The 22,962-nt window shown below is 62.5% G+C and carries 23 protein-coding genes; 18 read left to right on the forward strand and 5 right to left on the reverse strand.

Features of this window, described 5'->3' with window-relative positions; genetic code table 11:
• Position 1 precedes the first annotated feature (1 nt).
• From QA642_RS31290 to QA642_RS31350, 13 genes are all read left to right on the forward strand, one after another.
• Positions 2-439 (forward strand): SRPBCC family protein, encoded by a 438-nt coding sequence (locus tag QA642_RS31290; protein WP_157331006.1) that lies wholly within the window; start codon positions 2-4, stop codon positions 437-439.
• Positions 440-441: 2 nt separating this feature from the next.
• A complete protein-coding gene (locus QA642_RS31295; protein WP_283080300.1) occupies positions 442-885 on the forward strand; it encodes an SRPBCC family protein in 444 nt (147 codons plus the stop codon).
• Positions 886-888: 3 nt separating this feature from the next.
• Complete coding sequence (locus tag QA642_RS31300) at positions 889-1,707, forward strand: FAD binding domain-containing protein (protein ID WP_283080301.1); 819 nt, start codon at positions 889-891, stop codon at positions 1,705-1,707.
• A 6-nt stretch (positions 1,708-1,713) separates the two neighbouring features.
• Complete coding sequence (locus QA642_RS31305; RefSeq protein ID WP_283080302.1) at positions 1,714-2,190, forward strand: (2Fe-2S)-binding protein; 477 nt, start codon at positions 1,714-1,716, stop codon at positions 2,188-2,190.
• A 12-nt stretch (positions 2,191-2,202) separates the two neighbouring features.
• A complete protein-coding gene (locus QA642_RS31310; RefSeq protein WP_283080303.1) occupies positions 2,203-3,795 on the forward strand; it encodes a molybdopterin cofactor-binding domain-containing protein in 1,593 nt (530 codons plus the stop codon).
• A 1-nt stretch (position 3,796) separates the two neighbouring features.
• Entirely contained in the window at positions 3,797-4,819 is a 1,023-nt protein-coding gene (locus QA642_RS31315; RefSeq protein ID WP_283080304.1) for a molybdopterin cofactor-binding domain-containing protein, read from the forward strand.
• A gap of 10 nt (positions 4,820-4,829) precedes the next feature.
• A complete protein-coding gene (locus QA642_RS31320) occupies positions 4,830-5,711 on the forward strand; it encodes a MoxR family ATPase (protein ID WP_283080305.1) in 882 nt (293 codons plus the stop codon).
• On the forward strand, positions 5,708-6,829 hold the full coding sequence (locus QA642_RS31325) for a VWA domain-containing protein (RefSeq protein WP_283080306.1): 1,122 nt from the start codon (positions 5,708-5,710) through the stop codon (positions 6,827-6,829). The genes QA642_RS31320 and QA642_RS31325 overlap by 4 nt, the downstream gene beginning before the upstream one ends.
• Positions 6,826-7,710 carry an amidohydrolase family protein gene (locus QA642_RS31330; RefSeq protein WP_283080307.1) on the forward strand — a complete coding sequence of 295 codons (885 nt, stop codon included), beginning with the start codon at positions 6,826-6,828 and terminating at the stop codon, positions 7,708-7,710. The genes QA642_RS31325 and QA642_RS31330 overlap by 4 nt, the downstream gene beginning before the upstream one ends.
• A 30-nt stretch (positions 7,711-7,740) precedes the next feature.
• On the forward strand, positions 7,741-8,589 hold the full coding sequence (locus QA642_RS31335; protein WP_063694536.1) for an MBL fold metallo-hydrolase: 849 nt from the start codon (positions 7,741-7,743) through the stop codon (positions 8,587-8,589).
• 72 nt (positions 8,590-8,661) lie between these two features.
• Positions 8,662-10,236, forward strand: a complete 1,575-nt coding sequence (locus QA642_RS31340) for an isochorismatase family protein (RefSeq protein ID WP_283080308.1) — start codon at positions 8,662-8,664, stop codon at positions 10,234-10,236.
• A 3-nt stretch (positions 10,237-10,239) separates the two neighbouring features.
• The gene (locus tag QA642_RS31345) at positions 10,240-10,866 is read left to right on the forward strand and encodes an NAD(P)H-dependent oxidoreductase (RefSeq protein ID WP_283080309.1); all 627 of its coding nucleotides are present in this window, start codon (positions 10,240-10,242) and stop codon (positions 10,864-10,866) included.
• Positions 10,867-10,892: 26 nt separating this feature from the next.
• Entirely contained in the window at positions 10,893-11,237 is a 345-nt protein-coding gene (locus QA642_RS31350) for a hypothetical protein (protein ID WP_283080310.1), read from the forward strand.
• A 35-nt stretch (positions 11,238-11,272) separates the two neighbouring features.
• Here the strand turns inward: QA642_RS31350 and QA642_RS31355 are convergent, their stop codons facing one another.
• From QA642_RS31355 to QA642_RS31365, 3 genes are all read right to left on the reverse strand, one after another.
• The gene (locus QA642_RS31355) at positions 11,273-11,473 is read right to left on the reverse strand and encodes a hypothetical protein (RefSeq protein WP_283080311.1); all 201 of its coding nucleotides are present in this window, start codon (positions 11,471-11,473) and stop codon (positions 11,273-11,275) included.
• Positions 11,474-11,939: 466 nt separating this feature from the next.
• A complete protein-coding gene (glmS, locus tag QA642_RS31360; RefSeq protein WP_283080312.1) occupies positions 11,940-13,763 on the reverse strand; it encodes a glutamine--fructose-6-phosphate transaminase (isomerizing) in 1,824 nt (607 codons plus the stop codon).
• A 208-nt stretch (positions 13,764-13,971) separates the two neighbouring features.
• The gene (locus QA642_RS31365) at positions 13,972-14,955 is read right to left on the reverse strand and encodes an aldo/keto reductase (protein WP_283080313.1); all 984 of its coding nucleotides are present in this window, start codon (positions 14,953-14,955) and stop codon (positions 13,972-13,974) included.
• A gap of 350 nt (positions 14,956-15,305) precedes the next feature.
• Here QA642_RS31365 and QA642_RS31370 point away from each other — a divergent pair, with 350 nt between their 5' ends.
• Together QA642_RS31370 and QA642_RS31375 are read left to right on the forward strand one after the other, a co-directional pair.
• Complete coding sequence (locus QA642_RS31370) at positions 15,306-16,313, forward strand: NAD-dependent epimerase/dehydratase family protein (RefSeq protein ID WP_283080314.1); 1,008 nt, start codon at positions 15,306-15,308, stop codon at positions 16,311-16,313.
• A 404-nt stretch (positions 16,314-16,717) separates the two neighbouring features.
• On the forward strand, positions 16,718-16,954 hold the full coding sequence (locus tag QA642_RS31375; RefSeq protein ID WP_283080315.1) for a hypothetical protein: 237 nt from the start codon (positions 16,718-16,720) through the stop codon (positions 16,952-16,954).
• 102 nt (positions 16,955-17,056) lie between these two features.
• On the opposite strand, the gene QA642_RS31380 is transcribed toward QA642_RS31375, so the two are convergent.
• Positions 17,057-17,710, reverse strand: coding sequence for a response regulator transcription factor (locus QA642_RS31380; RefSeq protein ID WP_283080316.1), 654 nt, complete (start codon positions 17,708-17,710; stop codon positions 17,057-17,059).
• 680 nt (positions 17,711-18,390) lie between these two features.
• Between QA642_RS31380 and QA642_RS31385 the strand changes: the two genes are divergently transcribed.
• Entirely contained in the window at positions 18,391-19,080 is a 690-nt protein-coding gene (locus QA642_RS31385; protein WP_283080317.1) for a response regulator transcription factor, read from the forward strand.
• Between the two features lie 266 nt (positions 19,081-19,346).
• Positions 19,347-20,594, forward strand: coding sequence for a hypothetical protein (locus tag QA642_RS31390; RefSeq protein ID WP_283080318.1), 1,248 nt, complete (start codon positions 19,347-19,349; stop codon positions 20,592-20,594).
• 18 nt (positions 20,595-20,612) lie between these two features.
• On the opposite strand, the gene QA642_RS31395 is transcribed toward QA642_RS31390, so the two are convergent.
• Entirely contained in the window at positions 20,613-21,611 is a 999-nt protein-coding gene (locus QA642_RS31395; RefSeq protein ID WP_283080319.1) for a glycosyltransferase, read from the reverse strand.
• Between the two features lie 425 nt (positions 21,612-22,036).
• On the opposite strand from QA642_RS31395, the gene QA642_RS31400 reads away from it, so the two are divergent.
• Positions 22,037-22,807: an FkbM family methyltransferase gene (locus QA642_RS31400; protein ID WP_283080320.1), complete on the forward strand. Its 771-nt coding sequence runs from the start codon at positions 22,037-22,039 to the stop codon at positions 22,805-22,807.
• The last annotated feature ends 155 nt before the right edge of the window (positions 22,808-22,962 follow it).

Genomic DNA, 22,962 nt, shown 5'->3' on the forward strand with positions numbered 1-22,962 from the left:
CATGGCCCGCGTCTACGTCTCCACCGTCGTCAATGCCCGCAACGACCGCGTCTGGGCGCGGGTGCGCGATTTCAATGGCATGCCGAACTGGCACCCGGCCATCGCCGAAAGCCGCATCGAGGGCGGCGAGCCCTCCGACAAGATCGGCTGCGTCAGGGACTTTCGCCTCCGCAACGGCGATCGCATCCGCGAGAAGCTGCTCGGGCTCTCCGACTACGACATGTTCTGCACCTATTCGATCCTGGAATCGCCGATGGGCGTCGAGAACTACGTCGCGACCCTGCGGCTCACGCCCGTCACCGATGGCGACCAGACCTTCATGGAATGGACCGCGGAATTCGACTGCGCGCCCGAACGCGAGACCGAGCTCGTCAACAATATCGGCGGCGGCGTGTTCCAGGGCGGCTTCGACGCGCTGAAGCGTGTGTTCGGAGGCTAGCCGTGCCGCATGTCGTCAAGAGCACGATTTTGAACGCGCCGACCGACGCGGTGTGGGACGTGCTGCGCGATTTCAACGGGCACGATCGCTGGCATCCGGCGGTCGCGACCTCCTCCATCGAACGCGCGCAGTCCGCCGACAAGATCGGCTGCGTCAGGCGGTTCAAGCTCAAGGACGGCTCCGAGCTGCGCGAACAGTTGCTGGCGCTGTCCGACCTCGAACAGACCTTCAGCTATTGCCTGCTCGATACGCCGATCCCGATGTTCAACTACGTCGCCCATGTCCGCCTGCTGCCCGTCACCGACGGCGATCGCACCTTCTGGCACTGGGAGTCGCGGTTCACCACGAAGCCGGAGGATCGCGATCGCATCACCCACATGGTCGCCGAAGACATTTACCAGGCCGGTTTCGAAGCGATCCGCCGGCACATGAAGGAGGCCGCTTAAGCCATGGCCGTGACGGTAAAGACCTTTGCGAATGCGAGCGAGGCGGCTGGGGTGCTGTCCTCGGACCGCAGCGCGCGCTATCTCGGCGGCGGCACGCTGGTGATGCGGGCGCTGAACGAGGGCGACGTCTCGATCTCGACGATCGTTCGCGCCAGCGACCAGGCGTTGAGCCGGATCGACGCTTCCGGCCCGCGCGTGACGCTGGGCGCCGGCGTCACCTTCGCGCGCGTCCTCGCCGAACGCGATCTCGCCTTCCTCCACGCTCCCGCCCGCTCGATCGGCGGCCCCGCCGTACGCAATATGGGGACCGTCGGCGGCAATCTATTCGCGCCAAGCCCCTACGGCGATTTCACCGTGGCGCTGCTCGCGCTCGACGCCACCGTCGCTGTCGCAGGCGGCTTCGGCGCGCGCGACATCCCGATCGAGGAGTTTCTGCAGGCGCGGGACCGGCAAGCCGGCACTCTGGTTCTCTCGGTCTCCTGCACCCGGCCGGCCAGCAGCGAGGCCTTCCGCTATCGCAAGATCGCGCGCATCAAGCCCAAAGGCGGCTCGGTGATCACGCTCGCCGCGCATCTGCCGATCTCTGGTGGCCGGATCGCGGGCGCCCGCATCGCGCTGGGCTCGATGGCGCCGACGCAGATCCGCGCCCGCGCCGCCGAGCGCGCACTGGAGGGCCGCTCGCTGGATGCCGCAACCATCGCGGCTGCCGCATCGGCGGCGAGCGAAGGAACATCGCCGTCGGACAACGCGCTCGGCAGCGCCTGGTACCGCCGCGAGATCGTCGGCGTGCATCTGCGGCGTCTGCTGTCGGGACAGGAATAGATCGCCATGTCGAAGATCCCCCTGCAATTTCGCCACAACGGCCGCGACGTCGCGATCTTCGTCGACGGTGGCACCAATCTCCTCGTGGCACTTCGCGAGCTGATCGGCGACATGACGCCGAAATTCGGCTGCGGCCAGGGCGGCTGCGGCACTTGCAGCGTGCTGATCGACGGCGAGCTGCACCTGTCCTGCCTGACGCTCGCCGAGACGGTCGCCGGCCGCTCGATCGAGACGCTCGACGGCATGAAGCAGGGCCCGAACCTGCATCCGCTGCAGCGCGCCTTCGCCGACCATTTTGCCGCCCAGTGCGGTTATTGCACGCCGGGCATGCTGATGGCGGCAAAAGCCCTGCTCGACCGCACCCCCTCGCCCAGCCGCGACGAGGTCGTCGAGGCGATCTCCGGCAACATCTGCCGCTGCACCGGCTACGAGCCGATCATCAATGCCATCCTCGCCGCCGCGGGCGGCCGGGTCAGCGCCTAAGGGAACGCGACCATGCTGGAACTGCGCAAGGACATCTTCGCCGACGAGCGCGACGATAATCTCAAGGAGATCGGCAAGGGCACCCAGCGCCAGGACATGCTCGGCCACGTCACGGGCACCTCGAGCTATTTCAATGACCACAAGCTGCAGGGCATGCTGCACCTGAAGGTCGTGCGCTCGACACATCCGCATGCAAGGCTGCGCCGCATCGACACCACGGAGGCCGAGCGGTCGGCCGGCGTGCGCCGCATCATTCGCGGGGCCGATGTGCCGGTCAATCTGAACACGCTCCTCAGCCTGATCAACTTCGGCAAGGACGACGAGCCGTCGCTGGCCGTCGACAAGGTCCGCTACAAGGGCGAGCCGATCGTCGCCATCGTCGCCGACAGCGAGCGCGAGGCGTTCGAGGCGGTCGCCAAGGTCAAGGTCGACTACGAACCGCTGCCGTCGGTGTTCGACGTCGAGGATGCACTGAAACCCGGTGCGCCCGTGGTCAACGAGACCTATCCCAAGAACACCTTTACCTATCACGACGTTTACGACCACCAGAAGCTGCGCTTTGGCGATGCCGATGCGGCGCTCGCGACCGCCGACCACGTGCTCGAGCAGCGCTACCAGATGTCGCCGATCGAGCACGCGCCGACCGAGACCAACGGCGCGATCGCCGCGCCCGACACCAACGGCCGCTACGTCGTCTACACCTCGACCCAGGCGCTGTTCTTCTCGGTCGACACCTGCGCCAAGATCCTGGACGTGCCCTCCAACACCTTCCACTTCATCGGCGGCACCGTCGGCGGCGGCTTCGGCGGCAAGGTGGACACCTTGACCGAGCCGCTCGCGATCCTCGGCGCCATGCTGACGGGGCGCCCCGTCCGCTACGTGTTCGGCCGCGAGGAGGAGATGCAATACGGCCCGCCGCGCGGAGCCGAGCGCATCTACATCAAGGACGGCGTGATGCGCGACGGCCGCATCGTCGCGCGCAAGATCCGCGCCTATTTCGACAGCGGCGCCTATACGCGGCTGTCGAGCTATGCCGCGGTGAAATGCGCCGCGCATCTGCCGGGTCCGTATACGATCCCTAACGTCCATGGCGACGTCTATTGCGTCTTCACCAACCGCACGCCGGCCACCGCCATGCGCGGCTTCGGCGTCACCGCGATGGACTTCGCCATCGAGTGCCAGATGGACAAGCTGGCGAACCTCGTCGGCATGGACCCGATGGAGTTCCGCATCCTCAACGCCTACCGCGACGGCGACATGAAGGCCCACCGGCGCGAGGCCAAGAACACCGCCTTGATCGAGTGCGTGCAGGTCGCCGCGGAAAAAGCCAAATGGCCGATCCGCGAGGAGTTCAAGCGGGCCTCCTCGCGCAAGGACGGTGGCGGCAGCCGCGCCGTGATCCCGCCTACGCCGACGGATTCGCGCAGCCGGCCGGCCGCGCCAGTCCAGCAGCGCACCAGCTATGACCGGCTCCCGCCCACCGTCACCCGCGAACCGCCGCGCGAGCCGCCACCACCAACTCCGCCGGCCCCCTCGCCACGGCCCACCGCGCCTTCGCATGGCGCGACTCGTTTCTCCTCCGTCTTCGGCACCAGGAGACGCTAAGATGACCCGGCATCGCGGACGCGGCATGGCGTCGATCAATTATCCCATCGGCATGAATCTCGGCGGCGACCCCAGCCAGGCGCTGGTGCATTCCAATCCCAGCGGCAAGTTCACAGTGGCGCTGTCGTCGATCGATCTTGGGCAGGGCATGAAATCGGTGACGCGGCAGATCTGCGCGGAGACACTGGGCGTGCCGGTCGAGGACGTCTATGTCGACACCGCCGATTCCGACACCGGTCCGCACTGCATGGGCTCGTTCGCCTCACGCGGCACCCACCGTGTCGGCAATGCGGTGATGGCCGCCGCCCGCGAGGCGCGCGGCGTGATGATGGAAGCGGCGGCCGAGGAGCTCGAGGTCAACGCCGCCGATCTCGACACCGACGGCCGTGGCAACATCCACGTCAAGGGTGCGCCGCATCGCTCGATCTCGACCAAGGATGTCGCGATTGCCGCCCAGTTCAAGCAGGGCAAGACCATCTCCGGTCGCGGCATCTTTCTCGTGCCGCTGTCCGACGTCGATCCCGAAACGGGCGAGATGTCGCCGGCGACCTGCTACGCCCACGCCTGCCTCGTCGCTGAAGTCGAGGTCGACGACGAGACCGGCGAGGTTGCGATGGTCCGCATGGACTCGGCCTATGAGCTCGGCCGCGCCCTGAACCCGCGCCTGGTGGAGCAGCAGCTGGTTGGTGGCGCCTGGATGGGTGTCAGTCACGCGCTCTACGAGACGCCCGAGCCCTATTACCCCGAACCGGTTCACGGGCCCCGCGACTTCGTCGAATATCTGATGCCTGGCCCGGGCGACATCTGTCCGCACGACATCGCCGTGCTGGAACGCCCCGCGCCCGACGGCCCCTTCGGTGCCAAGGGCCCCGGCGAGATGTGTGCCAACCCGGTGCTGCCGGCCGTCGCGAATGCGATCTTCAACGCCGTCGGCGTACGCATCGACGATCTGCCGATCACGCCGGAAAAGGTGCTGCGGGCGATCAAAGCCCAAGGCGGCGCGCGGCCGCAGGCACGGCGCTGAGGGAGACACCGTGGCCGTTCGCAGCAACATCGTCGGCATCGACACCCCGGAGGCGCTGGAGAAGGCGCTACGGGCGGCCTATTACCTCGCCGACGAGGGGCTCGCGACCGCCGCTTATCTCGGGCTCGCCCTCGGCAAGCCGCTGCTGCTGGAAGGCGCGCCCGGTGTCGGCAAGACAGAAGCGGCGAAAGCCATCGCTGCCGTGCTCGGCCGGCAATTGATCCGCCTGCAGTGCTATGAGGGCATCGACGCATCTGCCGCGCTCTACGAATGGAACTACCCGCGCCAGATGCTCGCGATCCGCCAGGCGGGCGACGACAGCATCGACATCTACGGGGAAACCTTCCTGATCGAGCGACCGATGCTGGCAGCGCTGCGCGCGCCTGATTCCACCGTGCTCTTGATCGACGAAATCGACCGTGCCGACCAGGAGTTCGAGGCATTCCTGCTGGAATTCCTCTCCGACTTCCAGATATCCATTCCCGAGCGCGGCACGGTCCGCGCCGCGGAGCGGCCGGTCGTCGTGCTCACCTCGAACCGGACGCGCGATCTACACGAAGCCCTGCGGCGCCGCTGTGTCTACCACTGGATCGACTATCCCACCGCCGAGCGGGAGGCGCGGATCATCATGATGCGCGCGTCCAGCGTCGCCGATGCCACAGCCCGGGCCGTCGTTGCGGCCGTCGAGAAATTGCGGCGAGAACCGCTGAGCAAGGCGCCTGGCATCGCCGAAGCCGTCGATTGGGCCGAGGCCGCAACGCTCCTCCATAAAGGTGGCGCGCGCTGGCCCGATGCCTTCAAGCGTTCGATCGGCGTCGCGCTCAAGGACGAGGAGGACCTGCACTTCATCGCGCCCCGGCTCGATGCGATGCTCGCGGAGGCAACCGCATGAGCGAACAGCTCCAGCTTCCGCGCGCTGCCCGAATCTTCATCTCGTTCGCCCCACTGCTGCGCGCCAACAGCTTCGCCGTCGCGCCGGAACAGACCACTGCATTTCTCTCCGCGATCGAGTTGCTCGGTCCGCGCCACCTCGAGCATATCAGGCAGGCTGCACTGGCCACCCTCGCCCCGCCGCCCGAACGCCGCGCGACCTTCGACCGGCTGTTCGACCTCCACTTCCGCGGCAGCGATGCGATCGAACACGCCGACGACGGCGAGGACGATGAGACGGTCCGGCTCCAGGAGGAAGGACGCGGCGAGGAGGAGCCGCTGCTCTCAGACGACGCCAACGAATCCGGCCTCACCGCGACCCGCACCGAAGCGCTGGTCGAGCGCCGTTTTGCACAGCTCTCCACCTCCGATCCGCTCCGACGCCTGGCACGCGAGGCGCCGCGGCGCCTGCCCCGCCGGCGTGGCCACCGCCGCATGCGGGCGCGCCGCGGCCCCTTCGCCGATCTGCGCCGCACCCTGCGCGACAGCGTCCGCAGTGATGGCGAGATCCTGCGGCTCGGCCACATGAAACGGCGCCAGCGCCCGCGCAAGATCCTGCTGCTGATCGACGTCTCCGGCTCGATGAAGAGCCGCACCGAGGAGAACATGAAGCTTGCGCATACGCTGGTGCAGGCTGCCCCCAATGTCGAGGTCTTCACCTTCGGCACCCGGCTGACCCGTGTCACCCGCGCACTACGGATGAAGCGCCGCGAACAGGCGCTGAGCGCCGCAGCGCACCTGGTCAGCGACTGGGACGGCGGCACACGCATTGGCGACGCGCTGCAGGCGCTCCTCGCGGTGCCGCGGTTCGCCGGTTATGCCCGCGGCGCCGCCGTCGTTGTCGTCTCGGACGGGCTCGAGCGCGGCGAACCCGATGCTCTTCGCGACGCCGTGGCGAAATTGTCGCGCCGGGCCTGGCGCCTGAGCTGGCTGACGCCGCTCGCGACAGGACCGGGCTTCCGCCCGCAGACCGAAGCGCTCGTCGCGATCGAACGCTTCGTCGACGATCTCGTCGACGGCGGATCGAGCGTCTCGATCGTAGCCCATGTACTGGCACTGGGACGAAGGAGAGCTGCGTGAACGATATTGTCGACGGCCATCATCACATCTGGCGGCAGGCCGACCTGCCTTGGCTGATCGGCCCCATGCAGCCGCGCATCTTCGGACCGTACGAGCCGATCCGCCGCGACTATCCGATCGAGGAGTATCTCGGCGATCTCAAGGGTGCCGGCGTCACCCGATCGGTCTATGTGCAGACCAATTGGGCGCCTGAGCACTTCGAGGACGAAGCAGCCGGGGTGCAGCGGACCGCCGAAGAGCGCGGCTGGCCGCATGCCATCGTCGCCTACGCCAATTTCGCAGCCGACGACGTGCGCCCGCAGCTCGACCGCCTGAAGCGTTATTCCCTGGTGCGTGGCGTGCGGATGCAGCTGCACTGGCATGAGAACCCGCTCTACCGCTTCGCGTCCAAGCCCGATCTCTGCATCGATCCGACGCTTCGCCGTAACATTGCGCACCTCGCCGACTACGGCTGGAGCTTCGATCTCCAGGTCTTCACGCCGCAGATGCCGGATGCGGCGCAGCTCGCCGAGTCCTGCCCCAAGGTGACTTTCATCCTTCAGCATGCAGGCATGCTCGAAGACCTTTCCGCGGCCGGGCGCGCCGCTTGGCGCGCAGGGATGGCCCGGCTTGCGACTTGCCCGAACGTCGTCTCAAAGCTCTCCGGGCTCGGCACTTTCATCCATCGCAACGATCCCGCGCATATCGCCGCCGTTGTCACTGATACCGTCGCGATCTTTGGCGCCGATCGCTGCCTGTTCGGCTCCAATTTTCCGATCGAGAAATTGTGGACCAGCTATCGCCAGCTCATCGGTGCCTTTCGCGCCGCCGCCGCGTCGCTGCGCGCCGAGCAGCAGGATGCGATCTTCCGGGCGACGGCGACGCGCGTCTACCGGCTTTGACAGACGAGAAACGAGACAGGAGGGAAACGTATGGCGCTGGAGATCAAGATCCTGGACTATGGCGATATCGAGCTGGAATCGAGCTTCCTGGTGCTCGGCCGCGACTGCGGCCGCACCCGCCGCGTCCTCACCCTCGGCTTCCTGATCCTCGGCGGTCCCTATCCGGTCGTAGTCGACACCGGCTATCGCTCCAACCAGATCATGGAGACGCTGGGCATGCGGGGGCTTCAGTACCATGAACACATGATCGAGAACCAACTCGCGCGCCACGGCGTTCGCATGGGCGACGTGCGCTTCGTCTGCCACACCCATCTGCACATCGACCATGCCGGCAAGGACGATCTGTTCCCGATGAACACGACCGTCGTCGTCAATCGGAAGGAGCTCGAATATTCCGTCTCCGGCCTGATGCATCCGCAATATCCGGCGCCCGACATCAAGCACCTGATCGACCGCCTGCACACCAAGAGCGCGCTGCGCTTCCTCGACCTGGAAATCACCGGCCCGATCGAGCTGATGCCCGGCGTCTATTGCGATGCCGCCAACGCCCACACCGAGGGATCGATGAACATCATCGTCCATACCGCCGACGGCATCGCGACCATCTGCGGCGACGTGATCTACGACTTCAACGACCAGATCGTCACGCCCTTCCACGAGATCCACGACTGGGAGCCGCGCACCACCGGCAACCACGGCACCAGCAAGCGCGCGGAAAAGGCGGCGATCAAGAAACTTTTGAGCAATTCGCGCTACCTGCTCCCGGTCCACGACCGGCCCGCCAAGATCGAAGGCGGCAACGTGGTCGGACGTCTCCACGATCAGGTTCCTGGCCCGATCGTGCAGTCCCTCCCCCAGCGCAACTGGTTCCCGGCGTGAGGCTTTTTTGCGCATGATCCTTTCGGAAAACCGCTCCACACTTTTCCGGATCATGCGTCCGAGGATCGACCGATGACGCATGTCACCCTGCGAAGCGAGTTCGAGAACCTGATTGATCCCTATGCGCCGGTCGCACAGATCGGCACCGGCTTCGACTTCACGGAAGGGCCGATCTGGCATCCGGTCGATCATTATCTGCTGTTCTCGGACATGCCCGGCGATGTGCGCCGTCGCTGGGATGCGCGGCGCGGCGTGATCGAGGTCAAGCGTCCTTCGAACAAATGCAACGGCATGACCTATGACGCCGAGCTCAATTTGATCGTCTGCGAGCACGCGACATCGTCGCTGGTCCGCGAACGCCCGGACGGGCGGCGCGAGGTGCTGGCTTCGCACTTCGGGGGACAGGAGCTCAACAGCCCCAATGACGTCTGCGTGCACTCGTCAGGTGCGATCTATTTTTCCGATCCCTGGTATGGCCGCATGCCGGTCTATGGTGTCGAGCGGCCGCGTCAGCTCGGCTTCCAGGGCGTCTATCGCGTGGTGCAGGGCGGCGAACCGAAGCTCGTGGTGGACCGCAACCTGTTCGACCAGCCGAACGGACTGTGCTTCTCTCCGGACGAGAAGCTGCTCTATGTCAACGACACCGTGCAGGCGCTGATCCGCGTGTTCGACGTCAACGGCGACGGCTCGCTGTCCAGCGCGCGGGTGTTCGCGAGCGGCATCAAGTCCGAGCTGGAGCCGGGCGTTCCGGACGGCATGAAGTGCGACCAGCACGGCAATGTCTGGGTCACCGCGCCCGGCGGCGTCTGGGTCTATTCGGCGCGCGGCGAGCTGCTCGGCAAGATCCGCGTGCCGGAGCTGGTCGCGAATCTCGCCTGGGGCGGCCCGGATTTCCGCACGCTCTATCTCACCTCGACCCATTCGGTGTACGCGATCCCGACCAGGGTCGGCCCGCGTCACGAGCCCTATATGAGCGGCCGGCACGCCGGCGGCGGAGCGGCCCCGAGCTCGTCGCCGGCATCGCCCGTACTCGCCGAGGGCGAGATGCGGCTCGATCCACAGCGCTGCGCCATGATCATCCAGGACCTCCAGAACGACGTCATCATGGACGGCGGCGCTTTCGCCGAGTCCGGCGCGCCGGGGCACGCAAAACAACAGCATGTGGTGGAAAACGTACGCCGCCTTGCCGAGGCCGCGCGCTCCCGCGGCGTCGCCATCATCCATGTCTGGTTTGTCGTCGAACCCGGTGCGCCTGGCGTCACGCTGAACGCACCTTTGTTCGAGAGGCTGGTCGACAGCAAGGCTATGGTACGCGGAAGCTGGGGCGCCGCGCCCGTCTCCGGCCTCGAGCCCCGGCCCGGCGATTTCGTGGTCGAGAAGATGCGGATGAGCGCCTGGGAGGGCACGCGGCTGGAGACGATCCTGAAAGCCACCGGCCGCGACATGATCATCAACACGGGCGCATGGACCAACATGTCGGTCGAGCACACGGCGCGGACCGGCGCCGACAAGGGCTATTTCATGATCGTGCCCGAGGATTGCTGCTCGACCATGAACGCCGACTGGCACAACGCCTCGATCAATTTTGCCATGCAGAACGTCGCGGTCGTGACCAGGGCCGATACCGTCATCAGAGCGCTGGGATGAGATGTGGCAAAGCTCCTGCATCTGTCCTGCTCGCCTCGCGCCGAGTCCGCATCGACTGCCGGCGCGCGCGTCTTTCTTGACGGCTTCCGCCGGGCCCGGCCGGATTGGGACATCGATGTCGTGGACATCTGGCGAGAACGGATGCCGGAGTTCACGGGCCCCATCGTCGAGGCCAAATATGCACGCATGAAGGCTCAGACCTTCAACGAGGCACAACGCAACAGTTTTGCCGAGGCCGAGCGAATGGCGCTGCGCTTTTCGCTTGCCGATCGGGTGTTGATCTCGACCCCGATGTGGAACTTCGGCATTCCCTACAAGCTCAAGCAGTGGTTCGACATCATCGTCCAGCCCGGGCTCACCTTTCGGTTCGATCCGTCGCAAGGGTATTTCCCGCTGCTGCAGGACCGGCCGACGCTGGTCATCCTCGCCAGCGGCAGCGACTTCGCCACCGGCATGAACCGCGGCCGCATCGACATGGCAACGCCTTACCTGCGGGAAATCCTGCGCTTTGTTGGAATCAGCGATGTCCGCTTCTTGCTGATCGGTCCAACCACCGGACCGCAGCAGCCGATCGATGCTGCCCGTGAAAGGGCTTATCGACGCCTCGCGGCAATGGCCGCGACCTTCTAGCGCGGGGTGGTGTAAAGGAGAGAGCGATGCCGAGCTCCAACTACCGCTTGTTCGAACAAGCTATACGCAACCGCAAGCCGGTCTTCTGTCTATATGACGGCTATCGCCGTGAACTCTGTCCCGTCATCCTCGGCCATTCGCAACAGCAGGAGAAGGCGCTCACCTATCAGTTCGGCGGCCAAAGCAAGTCGGGTCTCCCGCCGCAAGGCGAGTGGCGCTGTCTATGGCTTACAAAGGTAAGCGCGGCCCGACTTCGCGATGGGCCTTGGCGAACCGGCTCCAGCCATACCCAGCCACAAGGCTGCGTCGAGATCGTCGAGCTCGATGTGAACCCTCACAGCCCATATCGGCCGAAGCATCCGCTTTCCTAGCCGTCGCGCCAGCGGTAAGCGCGCCCCAGCCGTCTCTAGGACGGACGAAAGCCGGGCGGCATCGCTCGCCAGATTCTGTCGTTGCGACAATAGGCACGAGCGCCCTCGGGAATGTCTTCGCCGGCGCTTCCGTCGTATGGCTCGTACAGGAGCGCCGGGAACAGTTCGCCGTTAACAATTTTGACCATATCGCCACGTCGAATGTCGGCGCCGGCCGTTCTGGTCGAAACAGACATGAATCCTCGCGAAAGCGTACGCCTATGCCGAATGAGCCCGTCGACTGGACGGGCTCAATCTGAGGCTATCTCCACGCTGATCTGTGTTCCAATACACGAAAGGGCTACTCCCCTGGCCGGGTCACCTTCACGATGCGCGATGCTGGATCGATCCGAATGGATGCGCACACGAGAACTCTCTCTACACTCCGGCAGATTGTTCTGCTGCGCCGGCGGGGACCGCCGCCGGTCTTAGCTGATTTTCGGAGCAGCAGCGGCCCCGCCAACGCTCTTACAAGATGGCGAGGCCGCCTGCTTTGCGGACCTCAGCGCTGAGCTTCAGTCCGAAGGCCGGAGGATCTTACGCAGGACGGCCGATGATAGGGATTGCTCTAAAGAGGCACCCAGTCTGGAGCGCACGTCTGTCACACCAGCATCATCGGACATCGTCCTGAAGTGTACGCACAGAGACTGCACGCCTGACGACTTATTCGACCGTCACGGACTTTGCGAGATTGCGCGGCTGGTCTACGTCGGTCCCGAGAGCGGCGGCGCTGTGATAAGCCAGAAGCTGTAGCGGCACCGCAAAAGCCAGCGGCGCCACGACCTCGGGCATCTCGGGCAAGCTCAACGTCGCGCAAGCACCGGATGCTCCGAGTGAAGCGCCTCTCTGATCGGTCAACAGGATGATGCGACCGCCACGGGCGATGACCTCCTGCATGTTGGATATGGTCTTCTCGAACGTCGCGTCGCTCGGCGCTATGACGATGACAGGCAGGTCCTGATCTATTAGCGCGATGGGTCCATGTTTGAGCTCGCCCGCCGCATATCCCTCGGCGTGTATGTAGGTCACCTCTTTGAGCTTGAGGGCACCTTCCAGGGCCAGCGGGTAATTGGTGCCCCGACCGATGAATAGAGCGTCGCTTGCCGAACAGAGCTTGCCCGCGATCTCGCGGACTTTCGGCTCCAATTCGAGCGCACGGGCCATATAGCTTGGGGCCTTGGCAAGATCTCGGACAAGCGAGCTCTCGTCTTCGGCTGAGAGCACGCCACGACTGCGGCCGGCCGCTATTGCAATGCAGATCAAGGTCGCAAGCTGACAGGTGAACGCCTTTGTGGACGCGACACCGATCTCGGGACCCGCCAGCGTCGGCAGTACCACATGGCTCGCACGGGCCATGGTTGAGGTTTGCACGTTGACGACCGAAAGAACACGCTGACCGCGGGTCTTGGCGAACTCCAACGAGGCGAGTGTATCGGCCGTTTCGCCCGACTGCGACACAAAGATCGCCAGATTGCCCGCACCAAGAGGTACATCGCGATAGCGGAACTCCGATGCAACATCGATTTCGACCGGGAGCTTGGCGTAGCGTTCAAACCAGTACTTCGCGACCAAGCCGGCGTAGAAGGCGGTCCCGCAAGCAACGATCGAGACACGATCGACCTTCCTGAACTCGGCGTCCAAGCCGGCCGGCAGCCTGATTGAACCGTTGCGCTGGACATACTGTGCGAGCGTATGCGCGACCACCTTCGGCTGCTCGTGGATCTCCTTGGCCATGAAGTGACGATGTCCACCTTTGCGAACAACGACCGCCGAGCTTGCGATCTTGGTCGATTCACGCCGTAGAGGCGCGCCATTTACGTCCAAGAACTCGATTTGCTCTCGCGCAACGATGGCTACGTCGCCGTCCTCGAGGTAGGCCACGATATCCGTGAGAGGTGCGAGGGCGATCGCATCCGAGCCGAGGTACATTTCGCCCCGACCGTAGCCGACCGCAAGGGGGGAGCCCTTTCGGGCTCCTATCAGCAGATTGTCGTGCCCTTCGAACAAGAACACGAGTGCGAACGTTCCTTTCAAGCGCGGGAGCACCTTGCGTACCGCCGCGGCCGGCTCGCACCCGTTCTTCCTCTCGCGACTGACGAGATGCGCAACCACCTCGGAATCAGTGTCGGTCGCAAGGTAGGCGCCGGTCGCCTGGAGGTGCTCGCGCAGCTCCCGATGATTTTCGATGATTCCATTGTGCACAATGGCAACCCCGTCAACCATGTGGGGATGCGCATTGTTCTCATCTGGACGGCCATGCGTTGCCCAACGCGTGTGACCGATTCCAATCCGGCCCGAAAGCGGCTCCGAGGCGAGCAGATTGTTGAGATTCGCAAGCTTTCCGACTGCACGACGCCGGGTCAATGAACCGTTTTCGAGTGTCGCAATACCCGCGGAGTCATATCCACGATATTCAAGCCGTTTGAGCGCATCCAATAAAACAGCAGACGCCGGGCCCTGTCCGACAACACCAACAATTCCGCACATCATCTGTCTCCGAGCGATTACCGGACCCGCACACCGTAGACCAAGGTCACCGCCTCACGCCGCTGAGGCCGCCCACGCGCTTCTCGGCCATCGTTGCACAACCAGTCGAAGCATCGCGGGTGCCAATTTTAGCAGACCCAGCCGTCCATTGAATGATCATGACGGAGTAGACCTCATGCTCACAATACGGGCCGTCACTCCCACTACTTCAATTTGAAGCGCCGACAAGTCGATCGGCTCGCCTCGGCGCACCCGACAGCTCGGTGGCGACGCGGTTCAACAGATGAACCTTCGGCGATTGCGTCAAGCGCAGCAGATTGAACGCTAGGTGCTCCTTCCGAAGCATCGAAAACAGCGTGACTCCCGTCGAATTTGTCGCAAGCGCATAGTCCACGACAAAGGCGACCACAACCTCGGCAGGGCTGCCTCGGTATCCCGCGTCACGAAGGTGATTCAACAGGCATGGCGCTGCACTTACTTTTGCGACCAGCGGACCGACGCTCGCAAATGATCCATACGTCACAAAGGTCGTCCGACGCCCGGAGCCATTTGACCTCTGCAGATTGGGTTCGAGCGGGTTGTTTGCGACCTGCATCAGTCGATATGGCAATGATTCATCGAGGCTCTCCGCTTCGATTTCGTTGTTGCCTGCAATCGAAATTGCCCGGGCCTTACCATCCTGGACGACGCGTTCAACCGCTCGGATGATATCTTCGCGAACGGCTTCCTCCCGAGTAGGACGGTGGAGCGCAAGCACATCCACATAATCCGTCCGAAGACGCGTCAGGCTGTCCTCCACGCTCGTCCTAATCAGCTCGGCGGTCAGTGGCACCTTGAACGGCTTCGGCTTGATCGCCGAGAGGCGGGGCTGAAGCCCGGGAAGTAGAGCCAGGGAGGCGCGCGCTATGGGCTTCAGGAAGCGCATGGTGCCGGAAGTCGCACCTGGGCGCATCCCAACCTTCGTGCAGATATGGACGCTGCCGCGCTTACTGGACGCGAACCGGCCGCAAATCGATTCTGCCATCCCATCCCCGTACGACGGCGCGACATCGTACCAGGTTATTCCGGCGTCGTAGGCGCGCTCCAGCGCTTCAACACCCGCGCGGGCGCCAACGCGGCCTCCGAGCGACGCACAGCCAAAGCCAATGCTTGAAACCCTGGCCCCGAGGGCCTCAACAAAAACCGTCTTCATTGAAATCTTCGTTAAGCATGACGCTCCCGCTCATCCTACCGGTGCCGCGTTCACTGGCGCGCACGCCCGGACCGGCCGCCTCTATCGAGCAACTCTGCAGATTTGCGCGGCTTCATCGTCATGCAAATGGATGATGACGGGTTTGGTCGGACCCTCTACCCCCGTGGGCACTTCGGCATCGGACGAAGTGGTGAGGACGTGCGGCAGTCGGCCGTTCGACTAGTCATCGGCAACTCGGATCGATCGTAATGATCGGTAGCGCTCATTTGAGCGATGGAGACGCGGCGACCACAGAGCTTTCCTGCAGCGCTCAATGATGGCCGCTCGGCCGTCGAAATCGAGACTATAGAATGGCAGCACGCTCAGAATCAGTTGCAGACGAAGTTCTGGTAACGGGAGCGGCGGGATTCATAGGCTTTCATGTTGCGCGCCGGCTGCTCGATGAAGGACGCCGGGTCGTCGGATTGGACAACCTCAATCACTACTACGACCCCTCCCTGAAGCGCGCTCGTCTCGACATTTTGCGCCGCGATCCCGCATTTTCCTTCATGCAGATCGACCTCGGAGATCGATCGACGATGGCGGACTTGTTTGCGCGACATCGCTTTCCGAGAGTCATCCATCTTGCCGCTCAGGCCGGCGTTCGGCATTCAATCGACCATCCGCACGCCTATGTCGACGCCAATCTGGTGGGATTCTTGAACGTCCTTGAGGGATGCAGGCGTAACGGCTGTGAACATTTGATCTACGCGTCATCGTCGTCCGTCTATGGCGCCAATACGGAGTTTCCTTTCTCGACTCTGCATAGAACCGATTCCCCCATCAGCCTTTATGCCGCGACAAAGAAGGCAAATGAGCTGATGGCCCATTCTTACAGCCACCTGTATCGTCTCCCCGTCACCGGCCTGCGGTTCTTTACGATCTACGGTCCGTGGGGCCGACCCGACATGGCAATGTTTCTGTTCGCTGACGCGATCATGAAGGGCACGCCAATCAAGCTCTTCAACCATGGCAGGATGCGGCGCGACTTCACCTATATCGACGACGTCACTCGCGTTGTCTCGCGGCTGATCGACCGCGCCCCAGAAGACAGCGCCGGTGCGGCCACTGCACCGGCCAAACTCTATAATGTCGGCAATAACCGCCCGGAACCCTTGATGCACGTGGTCAGCTTGCTCGAGACAGAGCTCGGACGAACAGCCCACAAGGAGATGCTGGCGATGCAGCCTGGAGATGTTCCGGAAACCTTTGCCGACGTGGGCGACCTGATGCAGGATGCCGGCTTTTCCCCGTCCACGGCAATCGAAACGGGCGTTCGTCACTTCGCCCGCTGGTACCGCGAGCACTATGGAATATGACGGATCCCGATCTGCATGCTTCGAGCGCCAACATCACAGCCCCATATGTCGTCCGACCGAAAGACCATCAGACTACACGATCTGCGTGATGGTCGGCGAAAGGGCGATCAGGCATAACTCGCCGAAAGATCGCGGCCCCGGCGGGGGGCTAGGATTCGCAGGAGCCGGGGCCGCAACGCTGCGCCGAAGTGGGCTCCGTCGACGCAACACGATCGTAACGACAAACAAGCGACCATTCACCTTGGATTCGTGATCAATCGGGTCAACGTCGGGGTACCCATCAATGATGATGTATCCTCCTCTAATAACGGCTTGCTATCTGTTCATTGTGGTACGATGACCCAATTGTGACGCGTGGGGCTCGCTGCAGTCATCGGAATGGTTCGGGTGATCCGGAGACACCAATGCCGCGATATTTCTTCCATATCCACGATGGGAATTCAGTTCTCGACGACGTCGGGTTGGATCTCCCTGACATTATCGCCGCGCGTACCGCAGCGATCGAACTGAGCGGCGAGATCCTCAAGCATGACTTGACGGAACGGCTCTTGCCTCATGTCTTCTGGCAAGTGGAGGTCAGCGACAGCCCCGCTCTTGGCGGCCGGTCGCTATTCATTCTTCAGTTCTCGGTGGCAGAATAAGCCCCCCTTTTTCACTGGCCTGCGCTTCGAGGACGCTTCTGCCTGTCGCGTTGCAATCATCGCGGGATGATATCGTGGTGCGCCCGGCCAGCGGGGTTGGTCCTACCTGCGCTGCCTGTCATTGGCGCCGTCATCCTGCGAGATGGCGAGCGCAGCAAGCGCCGTGCGATTGCCGACTTCGAGCTTTTGGAAAATCTTGTGGAGGTGCACCTTGATGGTGCCGTCAGCAATGTTGAGCCGGCGGCCAATCTCCTTGTTGGAGAGACCGCGAGAGACGAGGCGGATGATTTGCCGCTCCCGCTCGGTGAGCACAGCGAGTGCATTTTCGGGATTCGCGCTCTGCTCTTGAGGCGGGACCTGATCTGTAGGCGCTCCCGAAACGACAGTCGCGCCATGGATAATCTCTCGCAAGCACTGCACCAGCGCCTGGCCCGTCATCTCCTTTGGAAGAACACTGTGCCCCGCCGGGAGTCCCGACGAGACAAGATCGCAGTCCTCGCTGGCTGTGAAGAACACCAGACGGGTCGATCGGTTTTCCGAGCGGTCGAGCGAGTCGTTCAGCAGCGCGATCAACTCCGGCATTGCCGCATCGATGATCGCAATGTCGGGAGCAAGATCCAGAACTGCCGTGATGCAATTCCCGGCGTCGCCGCAGGATGCAATGACCTCGAAATCAGGTTCTGAGCCGAGTAGATTTGCGAGACCGTGCAAGACCACCGGATGTCGGTCCGCAATCACCACAGTCGCACGACGCATCGGGCGCTCCCTGGCCAGCCGCCCCCCATTTCCGTGATTGAAGCTACGGGCCCCCGCCCTGGCCGCTCCAATATTGCTTGAACACCAAAAACCTCATCAATATTCCGAAGTGTCAGACACTAGAGCAAAGCGCGTAAACCATAAGTCAGATGACGTAAACCATAAGACAGATGATCGCACGAGTCTGAAGCAGCAGTATACAGCAAGTTTGCCGCATCGAGGCCCGTAGGACTCCGGTGGTCAATACTTAAGACGGGCGCAAGTCTTCTCTCTATTTGCGAAGCTAGAATGACAGTGTGTTGCAGTGCATCGTAAACGCGCATTCGAGGTTGAAGGCGAACTCACCCGCCATCTCCGGCAGCGGCAACGCCGTGTCACTCGACCGCGTCGATGCCGGCCAGCCCTATAACCAAAGGTATATAGGCAAAACCGAAGATTCAAATCTAACCTTCAGCAAATCTTATCGAAACAAAATCGGGAGGCTGAGCACACTCAAGCTTTTTCCTACTTTGTCTTTTCACAAGCCTTGTTTGTTCAAGTTGTATCGTTGCGTTGACGTGGAGGGTGATATGAGGAGACGACAATCCTGCAAAGTCGTTTTGATTGGACGGCACATTCTACTACGAGAAGGTATTTCCCGAATTCTGCATGCCGCAGATTTCCACATCGTAATGTCGGTCTTGGGTACCGACGAATTGCCAAGCACACTCCAAGCACACCAGCTTCTGTTTGTGATTGTCCATGACACCGACGAATTCGATCTCGCGCTGAAGCACATCGGATTTGTAAGGGAGCATTATCCGGACGCCCGCGTGGCGATCGTTTCGGACCATTACCGGCCGGAAGAGTTGATTTCAGCCTACAAGGCAGGCGCCAGCGGCTACTTCGCCGACGTCAATTCATGCGACACCTTCACAAAGTCGATCGAGCTCGTGACAATGGGCGAAACAGTATTTCCGCCTGCATTTCTGTCGTTCGTGCTTGATCTCGAGCCTAGCCGCAAGGCTCTGCTGCCGGCGAGCGAAGAGCGATCGAGCGTCCTCGTTCCTGCCGAGGGACCGATCGCCCCCCACCTGTCACCGCGCGAGCAGGCAATCCTCTCCTTCTTGGTTGAAGGCAATTCCAACAAATGCATTGCACGAAAGATCGATATTGCCGAAGCGACGGTGAAGGTTCACGTCAAGGCGATCCTGCGCAAGATACGGGTCCAGAATAGAACGCAGGCCGCGATTTGGGGAATGAACAACGGACCACTGGTCCGGCCTTCCAATGGGCACGCGTTGGCGCTGTCAATCGATCGGGCGACAGCTCCTAACCAGGTCCCAAACGGGCACGGACATCAGGAGGCCGACATCTCCGACATCCACTAGACCAGGCAGTCAGTTCTAATGCGCGTCGATCGTTTGAGACGCGCCGGCTGACTGCGCAGCGAAAATGACTTCGAGGTTGCGCGAAGATCGGCAACGCTCCGCGGGCGCATCCTGCGTTTGGATGATGTGCGCCAGGACGTAATGGACAAAAACATCATCGACATCCGTGGTCGCTGCAAGATCGTCGTGATCGGCAGGGACCCGAACGTCGGCCGTCTACCAACCCGAAACGCCCGAGTCCCCTGGTTGCCGTGGAGCATGATACGATGTCTCCGTCCCTCAGCGCTCGAATTGCATTGGCCGGCGGCGCATTGGTCGTGCTCGCGTTGGCAGGCTTCGCCGCCGCACAGACGCTGACAAGAGCCAAGCTTGCTGTAGCCAGCAGCCTGAACCTGCCCGACTATCTCGTTCCGGTCACCGACCCGGACACCGGCGCCACGATCATCCGGATAACGACTCCAGGGCCCCTGGGCGCAGGCTTGGCGTGTCAGCGCGCCTATTGCACCCACCGCTATTCGAGTGCGCAGGCGTGGAACGCCGATCAAACCCTGGTTTTGATCGCCAACGGCTGCAACGGCCTCTGCTTTCTTGACGGGAAGACGTTCGTTCCCTTGTTCCGTCGGCAAAGAGAGGACGAGTGCGAATGGCACCCGCGGGACCCCGAGCGCATGATATGCGTGATCGGGCGCAAGATTTCGCTCTGGCAGCCGCGAACCAATGCCGAGGAAATCATGTTGACGGCCGAGGGCTATCGCGGCCTTCAGTTCGGACCAGGCAAGGGCAATCCCTCTCGAGACGGAAGCCGTATCGCCGTGCGAGGCACGCGTGCAGACGGTATGGTGGTTGCGTTCGCCTTTGATCTCGTGACCCGACAGAAGTTTCCGGACATCGAAGTGGGAAAACTGCCCGGTCGAGAGGGCGTCTGCGAGATATCGACCCTGGGCAGCTATATCAGGTGCAGCCGATGGGTCGACGGAAAGGATGAGGCATTCATCTTCACCGTCGCTGGAGACCTGGTCCAGAGTTGGACCGAACATCATCGGCCGAGCCACGGCGACATGGCCGTTGATGCGGACGGACGCGAGGTCTACGTCGGAATCAGCAAATCGGATCCCGACATATATCAGGTGATCAAGCGGCGGCTGGATGACGGTAAGGTTACCGCCCTCGCTCCGCGCGGGGAGGCCTCACATGCGTCCACGCGCGCGATCGACCGGCCCGGCTGGGTGATCTTAAGCTATGGCGGCGATCCATCCGAAATTGCCCAACTTCCATCCTTTGCCCCGTTTGCACGGGAAGTGATCGCTCTGCGAATTGACGGCAGCGGCGAATTTCGGCGTATTGCACACACGCGCAACGTCCCGTACGACTACTGGAGCGAGACCCACGCTTCGCCATCGCCGGATGGATCGCAAATCATCTGGTCGAGCAATTGGGGGGTACCGGGCGGCCCGGTCTTCGACTTTGTAACCCGTCTCGATCAACCCGATCAGACCAGCGCCCTGTCCCGATGATGGCCTCGGCGGCTCTTCTCAGGCGTGCCCCACACGAACCAACGGGCTGTCCGCCGGCGTACGCGTTCGCGCCCGGAGCGCCTTGTTGGCCGCATTAATAACCGAGGGCCGCAGGATCTGAAGCGCGTCCTTGACCGTTGCCCACCAGGACTGGTAGCGGAATCTTCCGCGCAATCTTGCAACCCGCAATGCGCGTACGACCGTTTCGGGACCTGGAAGTCCTTGCTTGTCCTGGATGAGGCTCCAGGTCAGATGCTTCAGATCAAGTGTCTCCTGATCGATCTGGGAGAATGACTTCGAAGCTGTAATATTATCGTGGGACGTCATGTCATAGAAGATCAAGCCATCGTCGATCGCCACCATGTCGCCGAAACAGGCGAGGTCGACGAAGAACAGCTGGTCCACCCCCCACCTGATCGACTTGTAGTTTCGCATCCGACAGCCGGCCCGGATGACGTCGCTGTTGATCAGCAACGTCGACGGAACAATCCCCAGCACCCGCGTCTTGCCGACCAGGTAGAGGTCGGCCAGGCATTGCTGGCTCGAATACACCGTGACGCTCCCTCCCCGTCGACATCTCGTTCCGCTGTCCTGGACGAGATGAGATGTGGAGGTCATGAAGGCAGCGGTTGGATGCTTCCTCGCTGTCTCCGCGAAAGTCTCGAGCGAACCTGGCGTCAGCCAGTCATCGTCATGCAACAATTTAATCCAGCTGCCACGGCATGCGAGCATCGCGTTGTTCGTGTTCTCGACTTGGCCCGATTCTCCGCGGTTCTCGACAATGCGAATACGCGGATCGTTCCGCGCGTACTCGGAAAGAATCCCCCATGTCGAGCCTTCCGGCCCCTCGTCGTCGCTGATCACCATTTCCCAATCGGAATACTGCTGCTGCAGCACGCTTTCGATCGTGCGGCGTACCAAATCCGGTCGGCGAAAGGTCGGAATCGCGACTGAAATGAACGGGCGGACGTCCCCATCTCGAATGCCGTCGGTCCCGCCGAGTTGCAACAAGCTCATCGCCTTCTTCCCTCAGGCCCAATTCATCAAGCTGTCCGGCCCGGACAAGCCTCGAGCGATGCCTTTTTGACTCTACGAAGCGGTCCGAACATGCCACGTGGCACGACGGGGCCAACGCTAGGAACCCGGGTCGGTCCGGTCATCCTGCATTCGCATGACGATGACCACGCGAGGCGCAACGTTTTCGAAGGTAGAGCTGATCAATCGATTCTTATCGTGCAAACGAAGGATGGCTGGACGCTTCGATCAGCCTACGCTCTGCCGACAAGCCAATCGCATAGGTGAAGAGTCCTTTGCACAGATTGCACCAACTTCTCGCTCGAATCCGGCAAGAGCCTGACAAGGTCCGGTTTCTGCTGTCGCGCGCACTGTGGGTGAGCGGGTTGTGCCGGTTCATCACCTTCAGCTTTCCTGCCGGATATAGAATGCGGTTCTATCCGAGCTCCATGTCTGCCGGGCTCTGGCGGAGGCGCGATTTTCGGGCCGATGACGCCGACTTCGTGGGAACCTACCTGCAACCCGGAGAAACCTTCGTCGACGTCGGTGCGAACGTAGGGCAGTTGAGCCTCGCCGCTGCCGTTCGGGTCACCCGATCTGGACGGGTCATCGCAATCGAAGCGCATCCGCGTATCTGCAGGTACCTGCAGGGCAACGTCCGTCTCAACGGATTGACGGTCGAGGTCCACAACACGGCAGTCGGCAGCAAGGACGGAGAGCTCGTCTTCACGGACTTTCGCAGCGATGACATGAACTTCGCATCCGTGACGCCGCCACCCAGCGGCGCAACGCTCCGGGTTCCGGTTCGCCCTCTGGACTCGATTGTTGGAGATCGACGGGTGGATCTTCTGAAGGTCGACGTCGAAGGATTCGAAGTTGACCTTCTCAAGGGCGCGGCGAAGACCGTATCCAATTGTCGGTGTCTCTACATAGAGGACTCTGAGCTCAACCTTCGGAGAGCTGGCACCTCGCGTACGGAGCTATATGACCGCCTCATCGATCACGGATTTGAGCTCTTTCATCTCAGGCAGGGACGGCTCGAGCGGGCGTTTCCTGACATTCCGGGCCCGGACGATGACAACCTGATCGCCGTCAGACCACCTGCCCTGCCGGATCTGCTCGCGCGGACCGGCCTTCGGTTGGCACAGTCATCCCCGCGGCCGTTAGACGACCGTCTGCCCTCCGCGCGCCTTGCGTGACTCTCAGGCAGCTCATTTCCTTCATCGTATGCGATCACGCCAGCCTTTCTGGACCAGGCGCCAATGACGATCGATCATTAACTGTTCGGCAAGGCACAAGCTTCTTGTGCAAGCCTTCTCGCGAATTCGGCGCGACAGCTCGGTGACCGTCATGC

Origin of the sequence: Bradyrhizobium sp. CB2312 (assembly GCF_029714425.1) — a bacterium.
Classification (GTDB): Bacteria; Pseudomonadota; Alphaproteobacteria; order Rhizobiales; family Xanthobacteraceae; genus Bradyrhizobium.